The following is a 15,010-nucleotide window of genomic DNA, read 5'->3' on the forward strand; positions in this document are numbered from 1 at the left end:
TCCGTCGGCTCCGTCGGCTCCGTCGGCTCCGTCGGCTCCGTCGGCTCCGTCGGCTCCGTCGGCTCCGTCGGCTCCGTCGGCTCCGTCGGCTCCGTCGGCTCCGTCGGCTCCGTCGGCTCCGTCGGCTTATCTGGGGCTGCCGGGCTTTCCGGAGGTGCGTCGGTGGTGCTCCCGGAATGCGGCACCGGTTGCTCGGCGTCGATGAGGTGGTCGGCGTCGGAGGTGGGCTGGGTGGCGGTGTGGTCTTGGGGTTCCACGGCGGAAGTTGGGGATTCGGGGGTCTCGGAGAGGGGTTGTTCCTTGTCCACCAACTGGTCCGCGTCGCTCACCTCCGGCCCTGGCTCTGGCTGCGCCGGGGTGTCCGTCCCGCTGGTCTCCGGCGGCGGTTCGGGTGGCGGTGGCGGCTCCGGCGGCGGGGTGGTGTCGACCGTGTCAACGCTCATCGGGGGCCATGCCGAGGGCGAGGGTGGGCCAGGTGGTCTCCAGGTTGAGGAACCTGGTCGCGGCGTGGAAGCGGGCGTTGGGGGTGGGGGCGTTGCTGAGCTGGGCCGCGGCTGTCTCGCAGACCGGTTCCGGGCCGGTGACCACCGTGCGGCTGGGGAGCCAGGTGTCGGGGTGGTCGCGCAGGGCCGCCAACTGGTCGGTGTCCGGCAGCCGCAGGCCGCGGGCGGCCCAAGCCGCGGTGTCGGGGTGTGGACCGGGGTCCGCGGCTCGGAGGGCGCGCAGGACGTCGATCCAGCGGTAGCGGCCCGCCTGCCACTGCGTCTCGGTGCCGTCACAGCCCGCATTACCGTCCACTTGGGACACTGCTACCGCGCCGACGTGGGCCGTCAGTGACTCTGGTTGGTAGTGCGCCGCCAGACCGGCGTAGCGGGTGTCGATCGCTGTCTGCGCCCGGTGCGCCACAGCGCATTCGAGGGTGCGCCGGTCCGCCCCCGCGGCGAGGTCGGCGAGCCAGGTCTTGTCCGGGCGCGGGGCGGGCCTGCCGACCAGGTGGGACACCACCAGCAGTTCGATCCACAGCACCACGCGCGGGTCGTCGGCCAGGCGGCCGGCCAGGTTGATCTCGCGCAGGGTGCACGCCCTGGATCGGCACATCTGTCCACAAGCGACACTGCGCACCGCGCGGATCGCCGGGGCGGGGCCGGGGGCGGTGGCCTCGCGGTGCGCACCCAGCGGCACGCAGAGGCGGATCGGGTGGTCCATGCCGTCGGTGAAGACGGCGGCCTGGCCCGGGGGCAGCGAGACGATCTGCCGCGACTGCGACTCGTCGAGGTTCATCGTGGCGCCGACCACCTCGCGGTCGTCGGCGGCGGGGAGCCGGTGGATGATCTTCAGCGCGGTGTTCTTCACGACGTCGGGGACGATCTTGGCTGGGATCTGCTCGGCGATGACGATGCCCTCGCCGTAGGCGCGGATCTCCGCCAGCAGGGCGGTGAACAGCTCCACCGCGTGCGCCGCCGGGCTGCCCGGCTCGGTGCGCTTGAGCAGCCGGTGGGCCTCCTCGAGCACGGTCACGTGCCGCAGGCCCACCTCGCCGGGCGCCCGCCGGGTGCGCAGGTGCTGGTGCAGCCGGATCAGCACGGCGCCGATGAAGAAGGCCTTGTCCTGGTCGTTGCCGACGTCCTCGATCTCCAGGACCACGTTGCGCCGCAACAGTTCCGCGACGTCGAGCGGGTGCCCGCCCTCGAAGAAGCGCCCCGGTGTGCCCAGCCGCAGCGAGCTGAGCCGCACGTCGATGAAGCCCAGGACGTTGTCGGTGATCTCCTTGCCGTACCCGATCCCCTTGACCACCTCGACCGCCGCGCGCTGCAGGTCGGCCAGGGTCGGGTACCTCGGGCGCACCCCGGGCCGCCGGGACTCGCTGAGCGCCGGGTCCCAGCCCAGGTCGGTGTAGCAGCGGGTGAGCGCGTGGCCGAGCACCTGCGGGAACGGCTCGTCGGCGTCGAAGGCGGCCAGGAACAGCGCGCGGACCAGGTCGATGTGGGTCTGGATCGGGAACCCGGGCTCGGGTTCGAGCGGGTTGAGCCCGACCGGTTGGGCGGCCGGGTCACCGGGCCGGACCACCGTCACGTTCGCCGCGCCGATCCGGCCCGCCATGGCCGCGTACTCGGCCTTGGCGGGCTCGATCACCAGCCACGGCACACCGTGGTGGTGCAGTTGCTCTAGCAGGTGCCGCACGGTCTGCGACTTGCCGCCGCCGGTCGCGCCCGCGACGAAGGTGTGCCGGTTGAGCGTCCCGGTGTCCACGCCGAACGGACCCGCGGGCCGGTCGCCGTTGTCCAGCACCACACCGAGGTGCACCGGGCCGTCCCGCTCCGGGGTGACGTCGAAGGCGACCGGTTCGGTCAACCGGATCCCGGGCAGCTCCTGCCGCGGTGTCCTGGCCACGGCGGCGAGGAACTCGCCACTGGCGGCGAACGGCGACCGCGGCGCGTCCGCTTCCCCCGCCACCGGCGCGCCCACGGCGTCGAACGGCACCGGCGCCGGACCGGGGTGCAGCACGTAGGGCAGCTCGTCGAGGTCGCTCGACCCGCAGAGCAGGGCCGCCGCCCGCCGCGCGCCCACCTCGTCGGCGCCGCCCACCAGCACCCGAACGCTCCACATCCCGCCGACGCGCGCCTGGCTGAGTTCCCGGTAGCGCGCCTGCGCCCGCTCCAGCGCGATCCGGTCGAGCTCGGAGTTCTCCCGCTGCCGCAGCCGCGGGATCGCCGTGCCCAACACCAGCAGCTCGCGGTCGACCGCCTCGGCTGACAGCGGCGCGGCCACGACCAGCCAGGCGAACGGTCCGGCGAGGTGGGCGACGTAGTCGTCGAACCCGCCGCGGCGGGCGGTGCCGCGCTCGGCTGTCCACAGTGGATCAATTCGACCGGGGCAGGCCAGCCACGCGGGCAGCGCGGCGAACCCGGCGACCACCTCGGCGGCGTCGACGGGCACGCCACGGGTGCCGGGCGGGTAGAGGATCTGCCCGGAACCCCCCGCACTGGGCGGGAAAGACGGGTTGCCACCGACCAGGACCTGGAGCCGGTCCGCGCCCGGGGGTCGGTGCCAGGACACGGCGATCGCGGCGGCGGGCTCGGCCCGCGCGCCCAGTTCGGCGTGCGCGGCCGAGAGCGCGGCGAACAGCTGCGCGGGCACCGGGTCGGGGCGGGCCGGGTCGTCCGGCCGCCGCGGCGCCGAGAGCACGCGCTGGAAGGTGAAACCCGTGAGCACGCGCGCCTACCCGCGCCGCGGGTCCGCGGCGACGCGCTCCAGCAACGTGATCCCGGGGTTGCAGTCCCCCAGCACCACCCGCCTGCCCGAGGGCGGGTTCTCCACCAGGACGAACGCGGTGGTGGGCAACGACTGGATCGTCGTCGGCTCGACGGCGAACTCGTAGACCCGGACGTGCGTCGTGCCGTCGGTGACCGACTCCGACGCCGTCTCGTTCACCGTCTCCTGCCAGGTCTGGCTGCGGGACTCGGTGACCGAGTCGTTGCGGGTGAAGCTGTTCGAGCCGCCGAAGGAGTCGGCCAGGAAGCTGCCCGCCCCCTGGTTCCAGCTGCGGCCCTTGGTGCTGCTGGTCCCGTGCGTCTCGCTGGTGCCCTCGGTCTCCCCGACCGTGCGGCCGGTGCCCTTGGCCACGGACTTGCCGAACTGCGCGGTCACCTGGCTGAGCTCGAACTTGTGGCCGCGGCCGATGAACTCCGCCGCCGCGCTCGCGTCCTGGGCGTTGCCCAGCCGCATCAGGATGGCGGCGCTGTCGGCGCTGCCGAGCAGCTCCTTGAGGTCGCCGCGCAGCCGCTCGAGCAGCAGCACCAGCCGGATCCCCACCCGCTTGCACTGCCGGGCGAACGACTCCAGGCCCTCCAAGCCGATCTGGTCCGCGCCGGCGACCACCAGGACGCCGTCGTCGGCGCCCGCCCGCCTGCCGCGCACGTCGTGCAGCAGCCGGTGGAACACGACCCGGTCGAGGAAGTCCTTGCGGCGGTGCTGGCTGTGCGCGGTGGTGATGACCGAGAGCCCGTCGGCGTGCCAGAGCCCGGTGGTGTCCGGGTCCTCGGCCACCGGCTCGTCCTTGGCCAGCAGGGACAGCGTGCTGATCAGGAACTGCAGCTCCTGCTGCACCCGCTCGGTCTGCCCGAGGGTGTCGACGTAGGCGGTGATCTTGGTGACCTCGGCGACGTCGAGCGGGCCGTCCTCGGCGAGGTCGTAGGTGCGGCGCAGCACCTCCAGGCCCGCGACCAGCCGCTGGAACGTCGGCGGGCGGACCAGCCGCTTGGCCACGGCCTCGATCAGGTCGGTGTCCAGCGCCCGCAGGTCGACCTGGTCGCTCTGGCGCATGGTGTGCACCGCCTGGGCCAGCAGGTCGGCCACCTCGTCGGGGTCGATCCCGGCCAGCAGGCTGACCCTGGCCGCGTCCTCGGGCAGCGCCGTGTGCCGGACCGGCAGGCCGCGGCTCGCCACGAACGCGGCGAGGCCGCCCGCGACCCGCTGCTCGCTGAAGTCGACGACGGTGATCGGCGCGCCCATCCCGGTGAGCGAGGTGCCCAGGGTGGCGAGCAGACCGGCCCAGCCGTCACCGGTGCCGCCGAAGACGTCGACCCGGCTCGGGCCCGACCACAGGTCCAGCGGGTGCCAGAGCAGCGCGGCGGCCCGGCGCGCCGCCTCGGCCCGGTCGTGCTCGCCGATCCCGGCCTGCCACTGCCGCTGGGCCAGCAGGAACTGCCGGTGCCCGGCCTCGCGCTCGGCCTGCGCCCCGGCCAGCACCTCCTTGATCTTGCGGCTGGGCAGCAGGACCGGGAGCACGTAGGAGAAGGCGATCCCGGCGACGAGCACGGCGATGCCCGCGCCGGGCGAGGCGACCGAGACGATGATCCAGAGCACCGCGGAGGCGCCCGCCCGGCGCAGCAGTTGCGACTTGCCGACGGCGACCTTGTGCTCGAGCGCGCTCACGTCGGGCAGCGGTGGCTCGTGCCAGACCGGCATCCGGTCGGCGTCCGGGCTGCGCGTCGCGGGCGCCGGGGCCACGTACTCCCACCCCCACCGCTCCTGCGGCACGAACAGCCGCTCGGCCAGTTGCAGGCTTGTGGCCTCGCTCATCAGGCAACCCCTCACCCAGTACCGCGGCGCCCGGCCCAGTCACGCCGGGCGTGTGGACGATCACCGCTAGTCCTTCCACAGTGGGCGGGCGCGTGGTCACCCGATCGTGAGATCGCGATCACATCGTAACCGTACATCAGCAGAACGTAGTCGTATGGAGTACGGAGAGCCACTGACCTGGTCAAACACGAAAAAGGCTCCCGGCTGGGGAGCCGGGAGCCTCTTGCGCGCGAGTGTGGTCAGACGGCGCGGGACATGCGCTGGTTCATCGCGTGCTCGACCAGGGTGATCAGCGTCTCCTTGGTGGAGTCGCGGTCACGGGCGTCGGTGGTGACGATCGGCACCGACGGCTCGACGGTGAGCGCCTCGCGCACGTCGTCGATGCGGTGGTGCAGCACCCGGTCGAAGCAGTTGAGGGCGATGACGTAGGGCAGGCCGCGGTCCTCGAAGAAGTCGATCGAGGCGAAGGCGTCGGCGAGCCTGCGGGTGTCGACCAGCACGATGGCGCCGATCGCGCCGCGGACCAGGTCGTCCCACATGAACCAGAAGCGGTGCTGGCCAGGGGTGCCGAACAGGTAGAGGATCAGGTCCGAGTCCAGCGACACGCGGCCGAAGTCCATCGCGACCGTGGTGGTCACCTTGTTCGGGGTCGAGGACAGGTCGTCGACGTCGACGCTGGCCTCGGTCATGACGGCCTCGGTGGTCAGCGGGACGATCTCCGAGACGGAGCCGACCAGGGTCGTCTTGCCCACCCCGAAGCCGCCCGCCACGACGATCTTGGCCGACGTGGTCGGCTGCGAGGAAGCGCCGCGCGCGCTGAGAGGACTAGAGCCTGCGGAGCCCACTGAGCACCCTTTCCATGAATTCGATCGATGGCCGGTCACCCACGACCATGCCGCTCTGGTGGATCGAGACCAGGCCCATGCCCGCCATGTCGCCGATGAGGACCCGGGCCACACCGAGCGGCAGCCGCAGGTGCGCGGCGACCTCGGCGACGGACCGGGTGTCCAGGCACAGGCCGCAGATCGACCGGTGCTCGGGACGGACCGCGGCGTCGGGGACCCGTCCCCGGTCGCTGGTGGACACCAGCGCCTCGATCGCCAGATCGTAGTCGGACCGGGTGCGCCCACCGGTCTTGGTGTACGGGCGCACCATCGAGCCGGTCTCGTGCGGGGCGAGCTCGGCCGGCTCGGGCTCCGGCTCCAGCTCGGCAACCGCCGGGATCTCCTTGCTGTCCCAATCGGACTGCGCGGGAATCCCGGGGTCACCATAGAGGGTCGCGCTGGGGCCGCCGAACAGCCTGGCTCGGAACCCGTCGATGTCGAACCGGTTCGGCGGCTCGCCGAGTCCGGGTTCGGACAGGTCGTCCCAACCTCGCTCCGACATGTCCGCCAGCCTCCGCTCAGGTTCATCAACCTGTTGTTCCCGGGGTAGTTCGGTGTCCGGGCCACCGAACGCCGCGTCCGAGTCGAACAGGTCCCGGTAGGAGAAGTCGTCCTCGGTGCGCCTGCCCGTGGGTCTGCGGCCCGTGCTCATCGCGTCCTCACCCCGCCATCCAGCCCGGTCTTACCTGCGTTGCGCGCCCTGGAGCTGCGCGCGCAGCTCCGGCGTCATCTGCTGGCCGACCCGCTCGACGAGCAGGGTCATCTCGTAGGCGACCAACCCGATGTCGCAGTTGGGGGCCGCCAGGACGGCCAGGCAGGAGCCGTCCGAGATCGACATCAGGAATAGGTAGCCGCGGTCCATCTCGACCACGGTCTGGTTCACCCCGCCCGCCTCGAAGCACCTCGCGGCACCGGCGGTGAGGCTGACCAGACCGGAGGCCACGGCGGAGAGCTGTTCGGCGCGGTCGCGGGGCAGGCCCTGCGAGCCCGCCAGCAGCAGTCCGTCGGCGGACACCACCACGGCGTGCGCCGCGCCTGGCACCTGGCGGACAAAGTCGGTGATGAGCCACCCGAAGCTACCGGGCTGCCCCTGTGCGGACGCGGTTGTCACTCCTGCTCCTCGTCTAGGCGGCTCTCGTCTGAACCGGTCTGGTCACCAGCGTAGGCGTCGATGAGGGCATGCCGGCCACGCCGGACCCCCTGCTGGAAGCTGGACATGCGGCCGCGAACGGCGTCCGCCGTGCGTGGAGGAAGCGGAGGCACCGCGGGTTGCTCCGCGGTCTCCTCCCGTGGGGCGGCGGAACCGGGCACCAGGTGCGCCTTGGGAACGCGCTTGGGCAGGCCCGCCGTCGTCGTGGTGTCCGCGGTGGTGTCCAGCAGGGCTCGCGCCCGCTGCCACCCGTCGTCGCCGGGCGAGGCCCAGGCGTCGACCTTCGCCTGCTCGGGCTCGGGCTCCGGCGCGGGCTCGTCGACCTCGGGCGCCGGGGGCGCCTGGTCGACCGGCTCGGCCTGCTCGTGCGGCTCGGGCAGGGCGTCGTGCTCCTCGGCGACCGGCTCTTCCTCGGTCTCCGGCGGGCGGGTGTGCCCGTTGGTGACCGGGGTGGAGCCGGTGTCGCCCGCCTCGAACCACTGCGAGAGCACTGCCTCGTAGATCGGCAGGCGCTCGGTGGGCGCGTCGACGACCCGCTCGGGCTGCGGCTGGTCGCCGCCGCGCGGGGTGACCGGGGTGTAGACGGAGTTGCCGTTGCGAGGAGCGTCACCGCGGGGGGTGTCGTCACGGCTCGGCTCGGGCAGCGGCAGGCCGAACAGCGAGCCGGTGACCGCGTCGTCGACCAGGTGGCCGTTGAGCCGGGCGTTGATCTCCTCGGGCGTGGCGGGCGGGCCCCAGCCGCCGGTGTCGTCCGGGCTGCCGTGCTGGCCGAAGCCGGGGTCGAAGGCCGGGTAGCCCGCGACCTCCTCGGCCGGGCGGTCCACCGGGGACTCGTTGAGCAGGCTGCCGTTCTCCGAGCGCAGCCGCGGCATGCTGCCGGTGAACGCGCCCGCGATGCCGCTGGCCTTGGCCGCGGTGTCGCCGAGGCTGGGCGTCTGGGCGACGATGCTGGTCGGCTGAGCGGCGCTGGAGGTCTGGACCAGCGTGGCGGGCACGGTGATCCGGGCGATCAGGCCGCCCTCGATGTCCTCGTTGTCGCGCAGCCGCACCTTGATGTCGTGCCGCTTGGCCAGCCGGGCGACCACGTAGAGGCCCATCCGCCTGGTCACCGCGACGTCGAGGTCGGGCGGGTCGGCGAGCCGGGAGTTGGCGGACTCGATCTCGTCGTCGCTCATGCCGACGCCGGAGTCGGTGATCTGGACGGCCAGTTCCTTCTTCCTGGTCACCGCCATCCGGACGTAGACCTTCTTCTCCGGCTCGGAGAACGAGGTCGCGTTGTCCAGCAGCTCGGCGATCAGGTGGACCAGGTCGGAGACCGCGCGGCCCTGCACCGACACCTCGGGGGCGGAGAGCACCTCGATCCGGGCGTACTGCTCGACCTCGGAGACCGCCGCGCCGACGACCTCGGCGGCGGGCACCGGCCGGGACAGCTGGCGGCTCAGGCCGGAGCCGGAGAGCACCAGCAGCGACTCGGAGTTGCGCCGCATGCGGGTGGCGAGGTGGTCGAGCTCGAAGAGGCTGGCGAGCTGGTCGGGGTCCTGCTCGTCCTGCTCGAGCCGGTCGATCAGGGACAGCTGGCGCTCGACCAGGGTCTGCGACCGGCGGGACAGGTTGACGAAGATGGAGTTGATGTTGTCGCGGAGCAGCGCCTGCTCGGTCGCCATCCGGACCGCCTGGTCGTGCACGGCGTCGAAGGAGCGGGCCAGCTGGCCGGTCTCCTCCCGGGTGAACACCGGCACCGGCTCGACCGCGTTCTTCGAGGCCTCGACCGGGTCGGGGTCGGCGAGGATCCGCTGCACCGTCTCCGGCAGCCGCCGGTTCGCCACGTCCAGGGCGTCGCGGCGCAGCACGCGCAGCGGCACCAGCAGCGAGCGGGCGACGACGAAGGTGACCACCAGGGCGGCCAGGATCGCGATCAGCACGATCACCGCGTCGCGCCAGGCGTTGGACTTGGCGGCGTCGGCGGCCTGGGTGGCCTTGGTGCGCAGCTTCTCCAGCAGCGTGACCTCGACCTTGCGCAGCGACTCCGAGGTGGCCCGGGAGTCCGCGGCCAGCGTCTCCATCTTGATGCCCAGGTCCGGCAGGCCCTTGTCGGCGTGCACGAACGCGGTCTGCTTGATCCGCTCGCGGTCGTCGACCTCGGCACCGGAGAAGGTGTCGGAGTAGAACTGCGCCTCGGCGATGTCGGCGTTGGCGCGGAAGTTGGCGATCGAGGCGTTGAAGCTGGCCTCGGCGGCCCGGGCCTGGTCGAGCATGCTCGCCGGGAAGTTGTTGCGCGCGCCCGCGATCATCAGGATCGAGTTCTGCCTGCCCAGGTACTCCTTGGCCTCCACGATGCTCAGCGCGGCGGTGGCCAGCCGGGCGATCTCGGGCTGGGCCAGCGAGGAGGTGAACTCCGAGCCCGCGGCGAGCACGTTCTCCAAGAGCGCGGTGTAGGCGCCGTAGACGCCGACGTCGGGGTAGGCGCTGGCGGTGGCGGCCTGGCGCACCGACTCGACCGCGCTGAGCCTGCTGGCCAGGGAGGAGAGCAGGTCGCCGTTGCCGGTGGAGACGCTGGAGACGGCCTGGCTCAGCCGCGACAGGCTGGCGTTGGTCCGTTGGATCTGGCCCTGCATCGGGCCCGCGTCGCCGGTGCGACCGCCCGCCACGTAGGCCACGACGAGGTTGCGCTCGTTCTGCATCTCGTGCACGAGGGCCACGACGTCGAGGGTCGCGGTGACGCTGACGGCGGCCTCGTCGAAGGTGGCCGCCCGGTCGAGCTCACTGGTCGCGCGGAGCACGCCGAGGGCGACCGCGGTGATGACCGGGACCATCAGGACGGCGACCAGCTTGGTGCGCAGCCGCCAGTTGCGCAGCCGCCAGCGCGACCCGCCCTCGACGGTCTTGCGACCGGGGGGACGCGCGTTCGCGACCGCGCCTGCGTCTAGTTCGGACACGGCGGCACCACCGTCTTTCCCTGGGCCTGAGTCCACCCCAGTGGTGTGGTCGGGCACTGCCAGCACTCTCCCTGCATCTGAGCCAGTAGCCCGTCACTCGGAGGCCAGCTCTAACGGACAACTACCCCAGTGCGGCACGCGCAACGTCGCGGACGGGCGGGGTGCGTGGCGACCGCCGCAAGATGTCGGACCGGGGCGGCCCAACGTTACCCGCGAGCATGACGCCTGCTCTCCCTGGCCGCTCTGATGAGCGCCGCACTGTGGACACAGAAGGTAGCGAAGTCTACGTCACGATGTAACCCTTCCAGGGCATCATCACACGCAGTACCCGATGCTTAGTGGCGACAACATTTCATCTGGGTGATGTAGTGGTGGTTTTCCCTACGTTCACCGTCGCCCATATGGATGAGTAATCGGCATACCTCAGCCAAGTTGACTACAGAACGTAAACCCCAGGTCAGAGGGGTTGCACAGTTCGCCCAGTTGGGTCAACAGTCTCGCTCGAATCAGTGAGAGAGTTCACCGCAAGGCATCTAGTGCGTACTCATTGTGACACGCCCGGCACTGTCTCTAGAGTGCCACTCGGTGCCCAGGGGGACACGCACCTCGACAAAAACCAACCTCCTATGAGGAGAGGCTCCAATGCTTCGAAGCTTTGCCACCAGACGGGTCACCCGCGCCCGGCTGCCGATCGCCGTCCTCGCCCTCACCATGTTCGCGACGCTGAGCGGGTGCGGGCTGCTCGGTGGCGACGACGGGGGTTCCGCCGGGCAGGGCACCGGCGGGGTGGAGAAGGCCAAGATCCGCGTGGGCGTGCTGCCGGTCGTCGACGTGGCCCCGTTCTACCGGGCTATCGAGCAGGGCTACTTCGCGGCCGAGGGCCTCCAGGTCGAGCCGGTCGTGATGGCCAGCGGCAAGGCCTCCATCGACGGCCTGATCGGCGGCGACGTCGACATCGCCTTCGCCTCCTACCCGGCCCCGCTGCTCGCGCAGAGCAAGAAGATCGCCGACTTCAAGATCGTCGCGGACGGGCTGACCGCCAAGCCGGGGCACATCGTGGTCGTGGCGAACAAGGACTCGACGTTCAAGAAGCCCGGTGACGCCCCCGGCAAGAAGATCGCTATCTCGGGCCGCAACACGATGACCGACCTGGCCCCGATGTCGGTGCTCAAGACCCAGGGCGTGGACTACACCCAGGTGCAGTTCGTCGAGATGGCCTTCCCGGAGATGATCACCGCGCTGGAGAAGAACTCCGTCGACGGCGCCGTGCTGGTCGAGCCGTGGGTGACCACCGCGATGAAGAAGCTGGGCGCGGTGCCGGTCTTCGACGGCGCCTCCGGCCCCACCCTGGAGATGCCGATGTCGGGCTACGTCGCGATCGGCGGCCAGGGCAAGCTGGCCACCTCCAGCCCGAAGACCGTCGCGGCCTTCCAGCGCGCGCTGGCCAAGGCGCAGGCCGAGGCGACCGACCGGTCCAAGGTCGAGCCGATGTTCGTCAAGTACGCCAAGATCGACCAGCAGACCGCGCAGCTGGTGACCATCTCGACCTACTCCACCTCGCTGGAGGCCAACCGCATCCAGCGGGTGGCCAACCTGATGGAGGAGTTCGGCGTGATCAAGGGGCACCTCGACGTCGCCTCGATGATCCCGAACTCCGGCACGAACAAGTGAGCCGGCTGGGGGTGGGCTCCCGCTGAGGCGGAGCCGAACACCGTGAGCGGAGCTCCCCGAGTTCCCGCGAGCCTGGTCGGTCTGGTTGGCCTCTTCGCGATCTGGGAAGTGGCCAGCCGGACCGACCTGGTTCCGGCGTACTACCTGCGTCCACCCAGTGTCGTTTTCCCCCGCCTGCTCGAGCTCGTCTTCGCCGACGCGAACTTCCAGCGGGCCCTCGTCGCCACCCTCTCGGCCACCGTGCTGGCACTGGTCATCGCGGTCCTGGTCGCGGTCCCCGCGGGCCTGCTGCTGGGCAGCGTCCCGGCGGTGCGGCACGGGGTGATGACCCTGGTCGAGTTCCTCCGGCCGATCCCCTCGGTCGCCCTGATCCCGTTGGCCCTGCTGACCTTCGGCACCGGCCCGGACACCAAGGTCACCCTCGCCGTCTACGGCGCGCTGTGGCCGATCCTGTTCAACACCATGTACGCCCTCGACGAGATCGATCCGCTGCACGTGGAGACCGCGCGCGCGTTCGGCACCGGCAGGCTGGGCGTGCTCACCCGGGTCGCGCTGCCGCACGCGGCACCGTTCGTGCTCACCGGCATCCGGCTCTCCTTCGCGATCGCCATGGGTGTCGCGGTGAGCGTGGAGCTGCTCGCGGGCGGGTCCGTCGGCATCGGCCAGGTCGTCCTGGAGGCGGGGAGCGGTGGGTTCGACATGGACACCGTGCTGGCGGGCACCGTGCTCGCCGGGCTGATCGGCTACGGCGCCAACGCCGGCCTGGAACTGCTGCAGCGCAAGGCTTTCGCCTGGTCCACCCCGCGAGGTGGTGCGCGGTGAGCGCCCTGGTGCGGGAACTGCGGCGCTGGGCCGTGCTCGCCGTGGCCGTCGTGCTGTGGGAGCTGGTCACCCGCGCGGCGCACGACCAGAACTTCCCACCGCCGACCACGATCGCCCGGGCCGCGGGCAGGCTGTGGTTCTCCGACGCGTTCGCCGACCACATCGTCCCCGGCGTCGGGCGGATGCTCGTCGGCTGGGCGGTCGCGGCGGTGATCGGCGTGGCGCTGGGCGTCGCGCTGGGCCGCTCGCGCGCGGCGATGGCCTACCTGGGCCCGGTCTTCACCTTCATGCGCTCCATCCCACCGCCGCTGCTGGTGCCGTTCTTCGTCGCCACGGTGGGCGTGCTCGACCTGCAGCTGCCGACGATCGTCTTCGGCTCGATCTGGCCGGTGCTGCTCAACACCGTCGACGGCGTGCGCGGCGTCGACGCGACGAAGGTCGAGACCGCCCAGGTGTTCCGGCTGTCCAGGACACAGTGGACCTTCGGGGTGGTGCTGCCCTCGGCGCTGCCCAAGGTGTTCGCCGGGCTGCGGCTGAGCCTGTCGATCGCGCTGATCCTGATGGTCGTCTCGGAGCTGGTCGGCTCGGAGAACGGCATCGGCAACCGGCTGGTGCGCGCCAAGTCCGACTACGAGCTGCCCGACATGTGGGCGTGGATCGTGCTGCTCGGCGTGCTCGGCTACCTGTTCAACACGCTCCTGCTGCTGCTCGAGCGGCGCGCGCTGGCCTGGCAGCCGCGGCACTCGCTCGAGGCGAAGACGCTGGCCACCGGAGGATGACCCTGTGACGAGGATGGCGCTGTGACGACGATGCTCGAGGTAGACGGTCTCGGACACACCTACCAGGGCAAGGACGGCGCGCACACGGCGATCGACGGGCTCTCGTTCACCGTGCGCGCCGGTGAGCTGGTCTGCGTCGTGGGCCCGTCCGGCTGCGGCAAGTCGACGCTGCTGCGCACGATCGCCGGCCTGGTGCGGCCCAGCCGGGGCACGGTGAGCCTGCACGGCAACCGGGTCGACGGCGTGCCCGCCGACCTGGCCGTGGTGTTCCAGGACTACAGCCGCTCGCTGTTCCCCTGGCTGACCGTGGCGCGCAACGTCGAGTTCCCGCTGCGCGGGCTGGCCAAGGCGGAGCGGGTGGCCCGGGCGCGCGACGCGCTGGCCGCGGTGGGCCTGGACCAGGCCGGGCGCAAGTACCCGTGGCAGCTCTCCGGCGGCATGCAGCAGCGGGTGGCCATCGCCCGGGCGCTGGCCTACCGGCCCGCGCTGCTGCTGATGGACGAGCCGTTCGCCTCGGTCGACGCGCAGACCCGGTTCGAGCTGGAGGACCTGCTGCTGCGGGTGCGCCGCGAGCAGGACACCACGGTGCTGCTGGTCACCCACGACATCGACGAGAGCGTCTACCTGGGCGACCGGGTGCTGGTGCTCTCGAAGTCGCCCGCGACCGTGGTGGCCGACCTGGACGTGCACCTGGGCGGTGCGCGCGACCAGATCACCACCCGGGCGAGCGAGGAGTTCGTGGAGCTGCGGGCCCGGGTCGCCGGGCTGCTGCAGGGCAAGCAGGCCACCCGGCAGCCGGTGCACAAGTGACCCGGTGAGACGTGACGAGGGGCCCGGCGGGATTCCGCCGGGCCCCTCGTCGTGCGTACTGGGTTACTGCTTGATCCGCTTCACGCAGAGCGTGGTGGGCGGCTCCGGGTAGGTCAGCCCGCCGTCGACGTCACCGTCGCACGCGGACTCGTCGGCCTTGCCGGTGACGACCTTGACCACCTTGAGCTCAGCCGACGCGCAGTCCGCGCGGGCCGCCTTGCCCGCGCCGCCGGAGATGACGTTGTCGAAGCACTCGCCGTCCTTGGCATTGATCATCAGGCAGAGCGTGAACCCGCCACCGCGGTTGCTCGACTGGGTGTAGGACTCGTAGAACTCACCCGGGCACTTGGCCGAGCTGCTGTCCAGCTTCTTGCCGATCTTGTAGACGGCTTCCTGGCTGTTGCAGTCGATCTTCTCGACGTCGGCGTCGGTGGCCGAGGCGTCGTTGACCTTGATGCAGTCGCCCGCCTCGGCGGTGGCCGCGGACTTGGTGAAGTAGTAGATCGCGCCACCGGCGACCGCGAGCACCACGATCAGCAGGACGACCAGTCGGATGACCTTGCCCTTGCCGCTCTTCTGCGGCGGCGCGACCTGCGGGGGCGCGGCGGGGAAGCCACCCGGCTGGCCGGGCTGGCCCGGCTGACCCGGCTGGACGGGCTGCTGGCCGAAGGGCGGCGGCTGCTGACCGGGCGGCGGGCCGTACGGCTGGCCGGCGGGCGGGGGCTGCTGCTGACCTCCGGGAGGCGTCGACGGCCCCTGGTTGTAGGGCTGCTGCGGACCGCCCTGCGGGGGACCGAACTGACCCGGCTGCTGCGGGTTGGACATCGTGCACCTCGTGGAGTTCTGGCGAAAAACGACATTTGCGGCACCGTCCCC

Annotated in this window: 11 protein-coding genes and 1 pseudogene; 4 read left to right on the forward strand and 8 right to left on the reverse strand. The window is 71.6% G+C overall.

All coding sequences use genetic code 11. The features are described 5' to 3' along the window. The 7 genes and pseudogenes from QSK30_RS25225 to QSK30_RS25255 form a co-directional block, all read right to left on the reverse strand. Nucleotides 1-329 (reverse strand): annotated as a pseudogene (locus QSK30_RS25225) (hypothetical protein); the annotation flags it as partial. Between the two features lie 103 nt (nucleotides 330-432). Continuing rightward, complete coding sequence (locus QSK30_RS25230; protein ID WP_285506383.1) at nucleotides 433-3,213, reverse strand: ATP-binding protein; 2,781 nt, start codon at nucleotides 3,211-3,213, stop codon at nucleotides 433-435. A 6-nt stretch (nucleotides 3,214-3,219) separates the two neighbouring features. Next, nucleotides 3,220-5,082, reverse strand: coding sequence for a hypothetical protein (locus QSK30_RS25235; RefSeq protein ID WP_285506384.1), 1,863 nt, complete (start codon nucleotides 5,080-5,082; stop codon nucleotides 3,220-3,222). Between the two features lie 239 nt (nucleotides 5,083-5,321). Next, nucleotides 5,322-5,927, reverse strand: coding sequence for a GTP-binding protein (locus tag QSK30_RS25240; RefSeq protein ID WP_285506385.1), 606 nt, complete (start codon nucleotides 5,925-5,927; stop codon nucleotides 5,322-5,324). Beyond that, nucleotides 5,908-6,618, reverse strand: a complete 711-nt coding sequence (locus tag QSK30_RS25245) for a DUF742 domain-containing protein (protein ID WP_285506387.1) — start codon at nucleotides 6,616-6,618, stop codon at nucleotides 5,908-5,910. The genes QSK30_RS25240 and QSK30_RS25245 overlap by 20 nt, the downstream gene beginning before the upstream one ends. A 30-nt stretch (nucleotides 6,619-6,648) precedes the next feature. After that, entirely contained in the window at nucleotides 6,649-7,077 is a 429-nt protein-coding gene (locus tag QSK30_RS25250; protein ID WP_285506390.1) for a roadblock/LC7 domain-containing protein, read from the reverse strand. After that, on the reverse strand, nucleotides 7,074-10,052 hold the full coding sequence (locus QSK30_RS25255) for a sensor histidine kinase (RefSeq protein WP_285506392.1): 2,979 nt from the start codon (nucleotides 10,050-10,052) through the stop codon (nucleotides 7,074-7,076). Before QSK30_RS25255 ends, QSK30_RS25250 begins: the two co-directional genes overlap by 4 nt. A 642-nt stretch (nucleotides 10,053-10,694) precedes the next feature. On the opposite strand from QSK30_RS25255, the gene QSK30_RS25260 reads away from it, so the two are divergent. From QSK30_RS25260 to QSK30_RS25275, 4 genes are read left to right on the forward strand one after another with little or no spacing between them, the layout of a single operon-like run. After that, nucleotides 10,695-11,723, forward strand: coding sequence for an ABC transporter substrate-binding protein (locus tag QSK30_RS25260; RefSeq protein ID WP_285506394.1), 1,029 nt, complete (start codon nucleotides 10,695-10,697; stop codon nucleotides 11,721-11,723). Between the two features lie 42 nt (nucleotides 11,724-11,765). Continuing rightward, nucleotides 11,766-12,545, forward strand: a complete 780-nt coding sequence (locus QSK30_RS25265) for an ABC transporter permease (protein WP_285506396.1) — start codon at nucleotides 11,766-11,768, stop codon at nucleotides 12,543-12,545. Next, nucleotides 12,542-13,324: an ABC transporter permease gene (locus tag QSK30_RS25270; protein ID WP_285506397.1), complete on the forward strand. Its 783-nt coding sequence runs from the start codon at nucleotides 12,542-12,544 to the stop codon at nucleotides 13,322-13,324. The genes QSK30_RS25265 and QSK30_RS25270 overlap by 4 nt, the downstream gene beginning before the upstream one ends. 21 nt (nucleotides 13,325-13,345) lie before the next feature. After that, nucleotides 13,346-14,134 (forward strand): ABC transporter ATP-binding protein, encoded by a 789-nt coding sequence (locus tag QSK30_RS25275; RefSeq protein ID WP_285506399.1) that lies wholly within the window; start codon nucleotides 13,346-13,348, stop codon nucleotides 14,132-14,134. Nucleotides 14,135-14,197: 63 nt separating this feature from the next. Here the strand turns inward: QSK30_RS25275 and QSK30_RS25280 are convergent, their stop codons facing one another. Then, complete coding sequence (locus QSK30_RS25280; RefSeq protein ID WP_285506401.1) at nucleotides 14,198-14,959, reverse strand: LppU/SCO3897 family protein; 762 nt, start codon at nucleotides 14,957-14,959, stop codon at nucleotides 14,198-14,200. Nucleotides 14,960-15,010: the final 51 nt, after the last annotated feature.

Source organism: Actinokineospora sp. NBRC 105648 (assembly GCF_030269645.1).
GTDB lineage: Bacteria > Actinomycetota > Actinomycetes > Mycobacteriales > Pseudonocardiaceae > Actinokineospora.

Coding starts and splice junctions, on each gene's coding strand:
- QSK30_RS25280 (WP_285506401.1), bottom strand. CDS start 14,959: ATGTCCAACCCGCAGCAGCCGGGTCAGTTCGGTCCCCCGCAGGGCGGT.
- QSK30_RS25260 (WP_285506394.1), top strand. CDS start 10,695: ATGCTTCGAAGCTTTGCCACCAGACGGGTCACCCGCGCCCGGCTGCCG.
- QSK30_RS25235 (WP_285506384.1), bottom strand. CDS start 5,082: ATGAGCGAGGCCACAAGCCTGCAACTGGCCGAGCGGCTGTTCGTGCCG.
- QSK30_RS25245 (WP_285506387.1), bottom strand. CDS start 6,618: ATGAGCACGGGCCGCAGACCCACGGGCAGGCGCACCGAGGACGACTTC.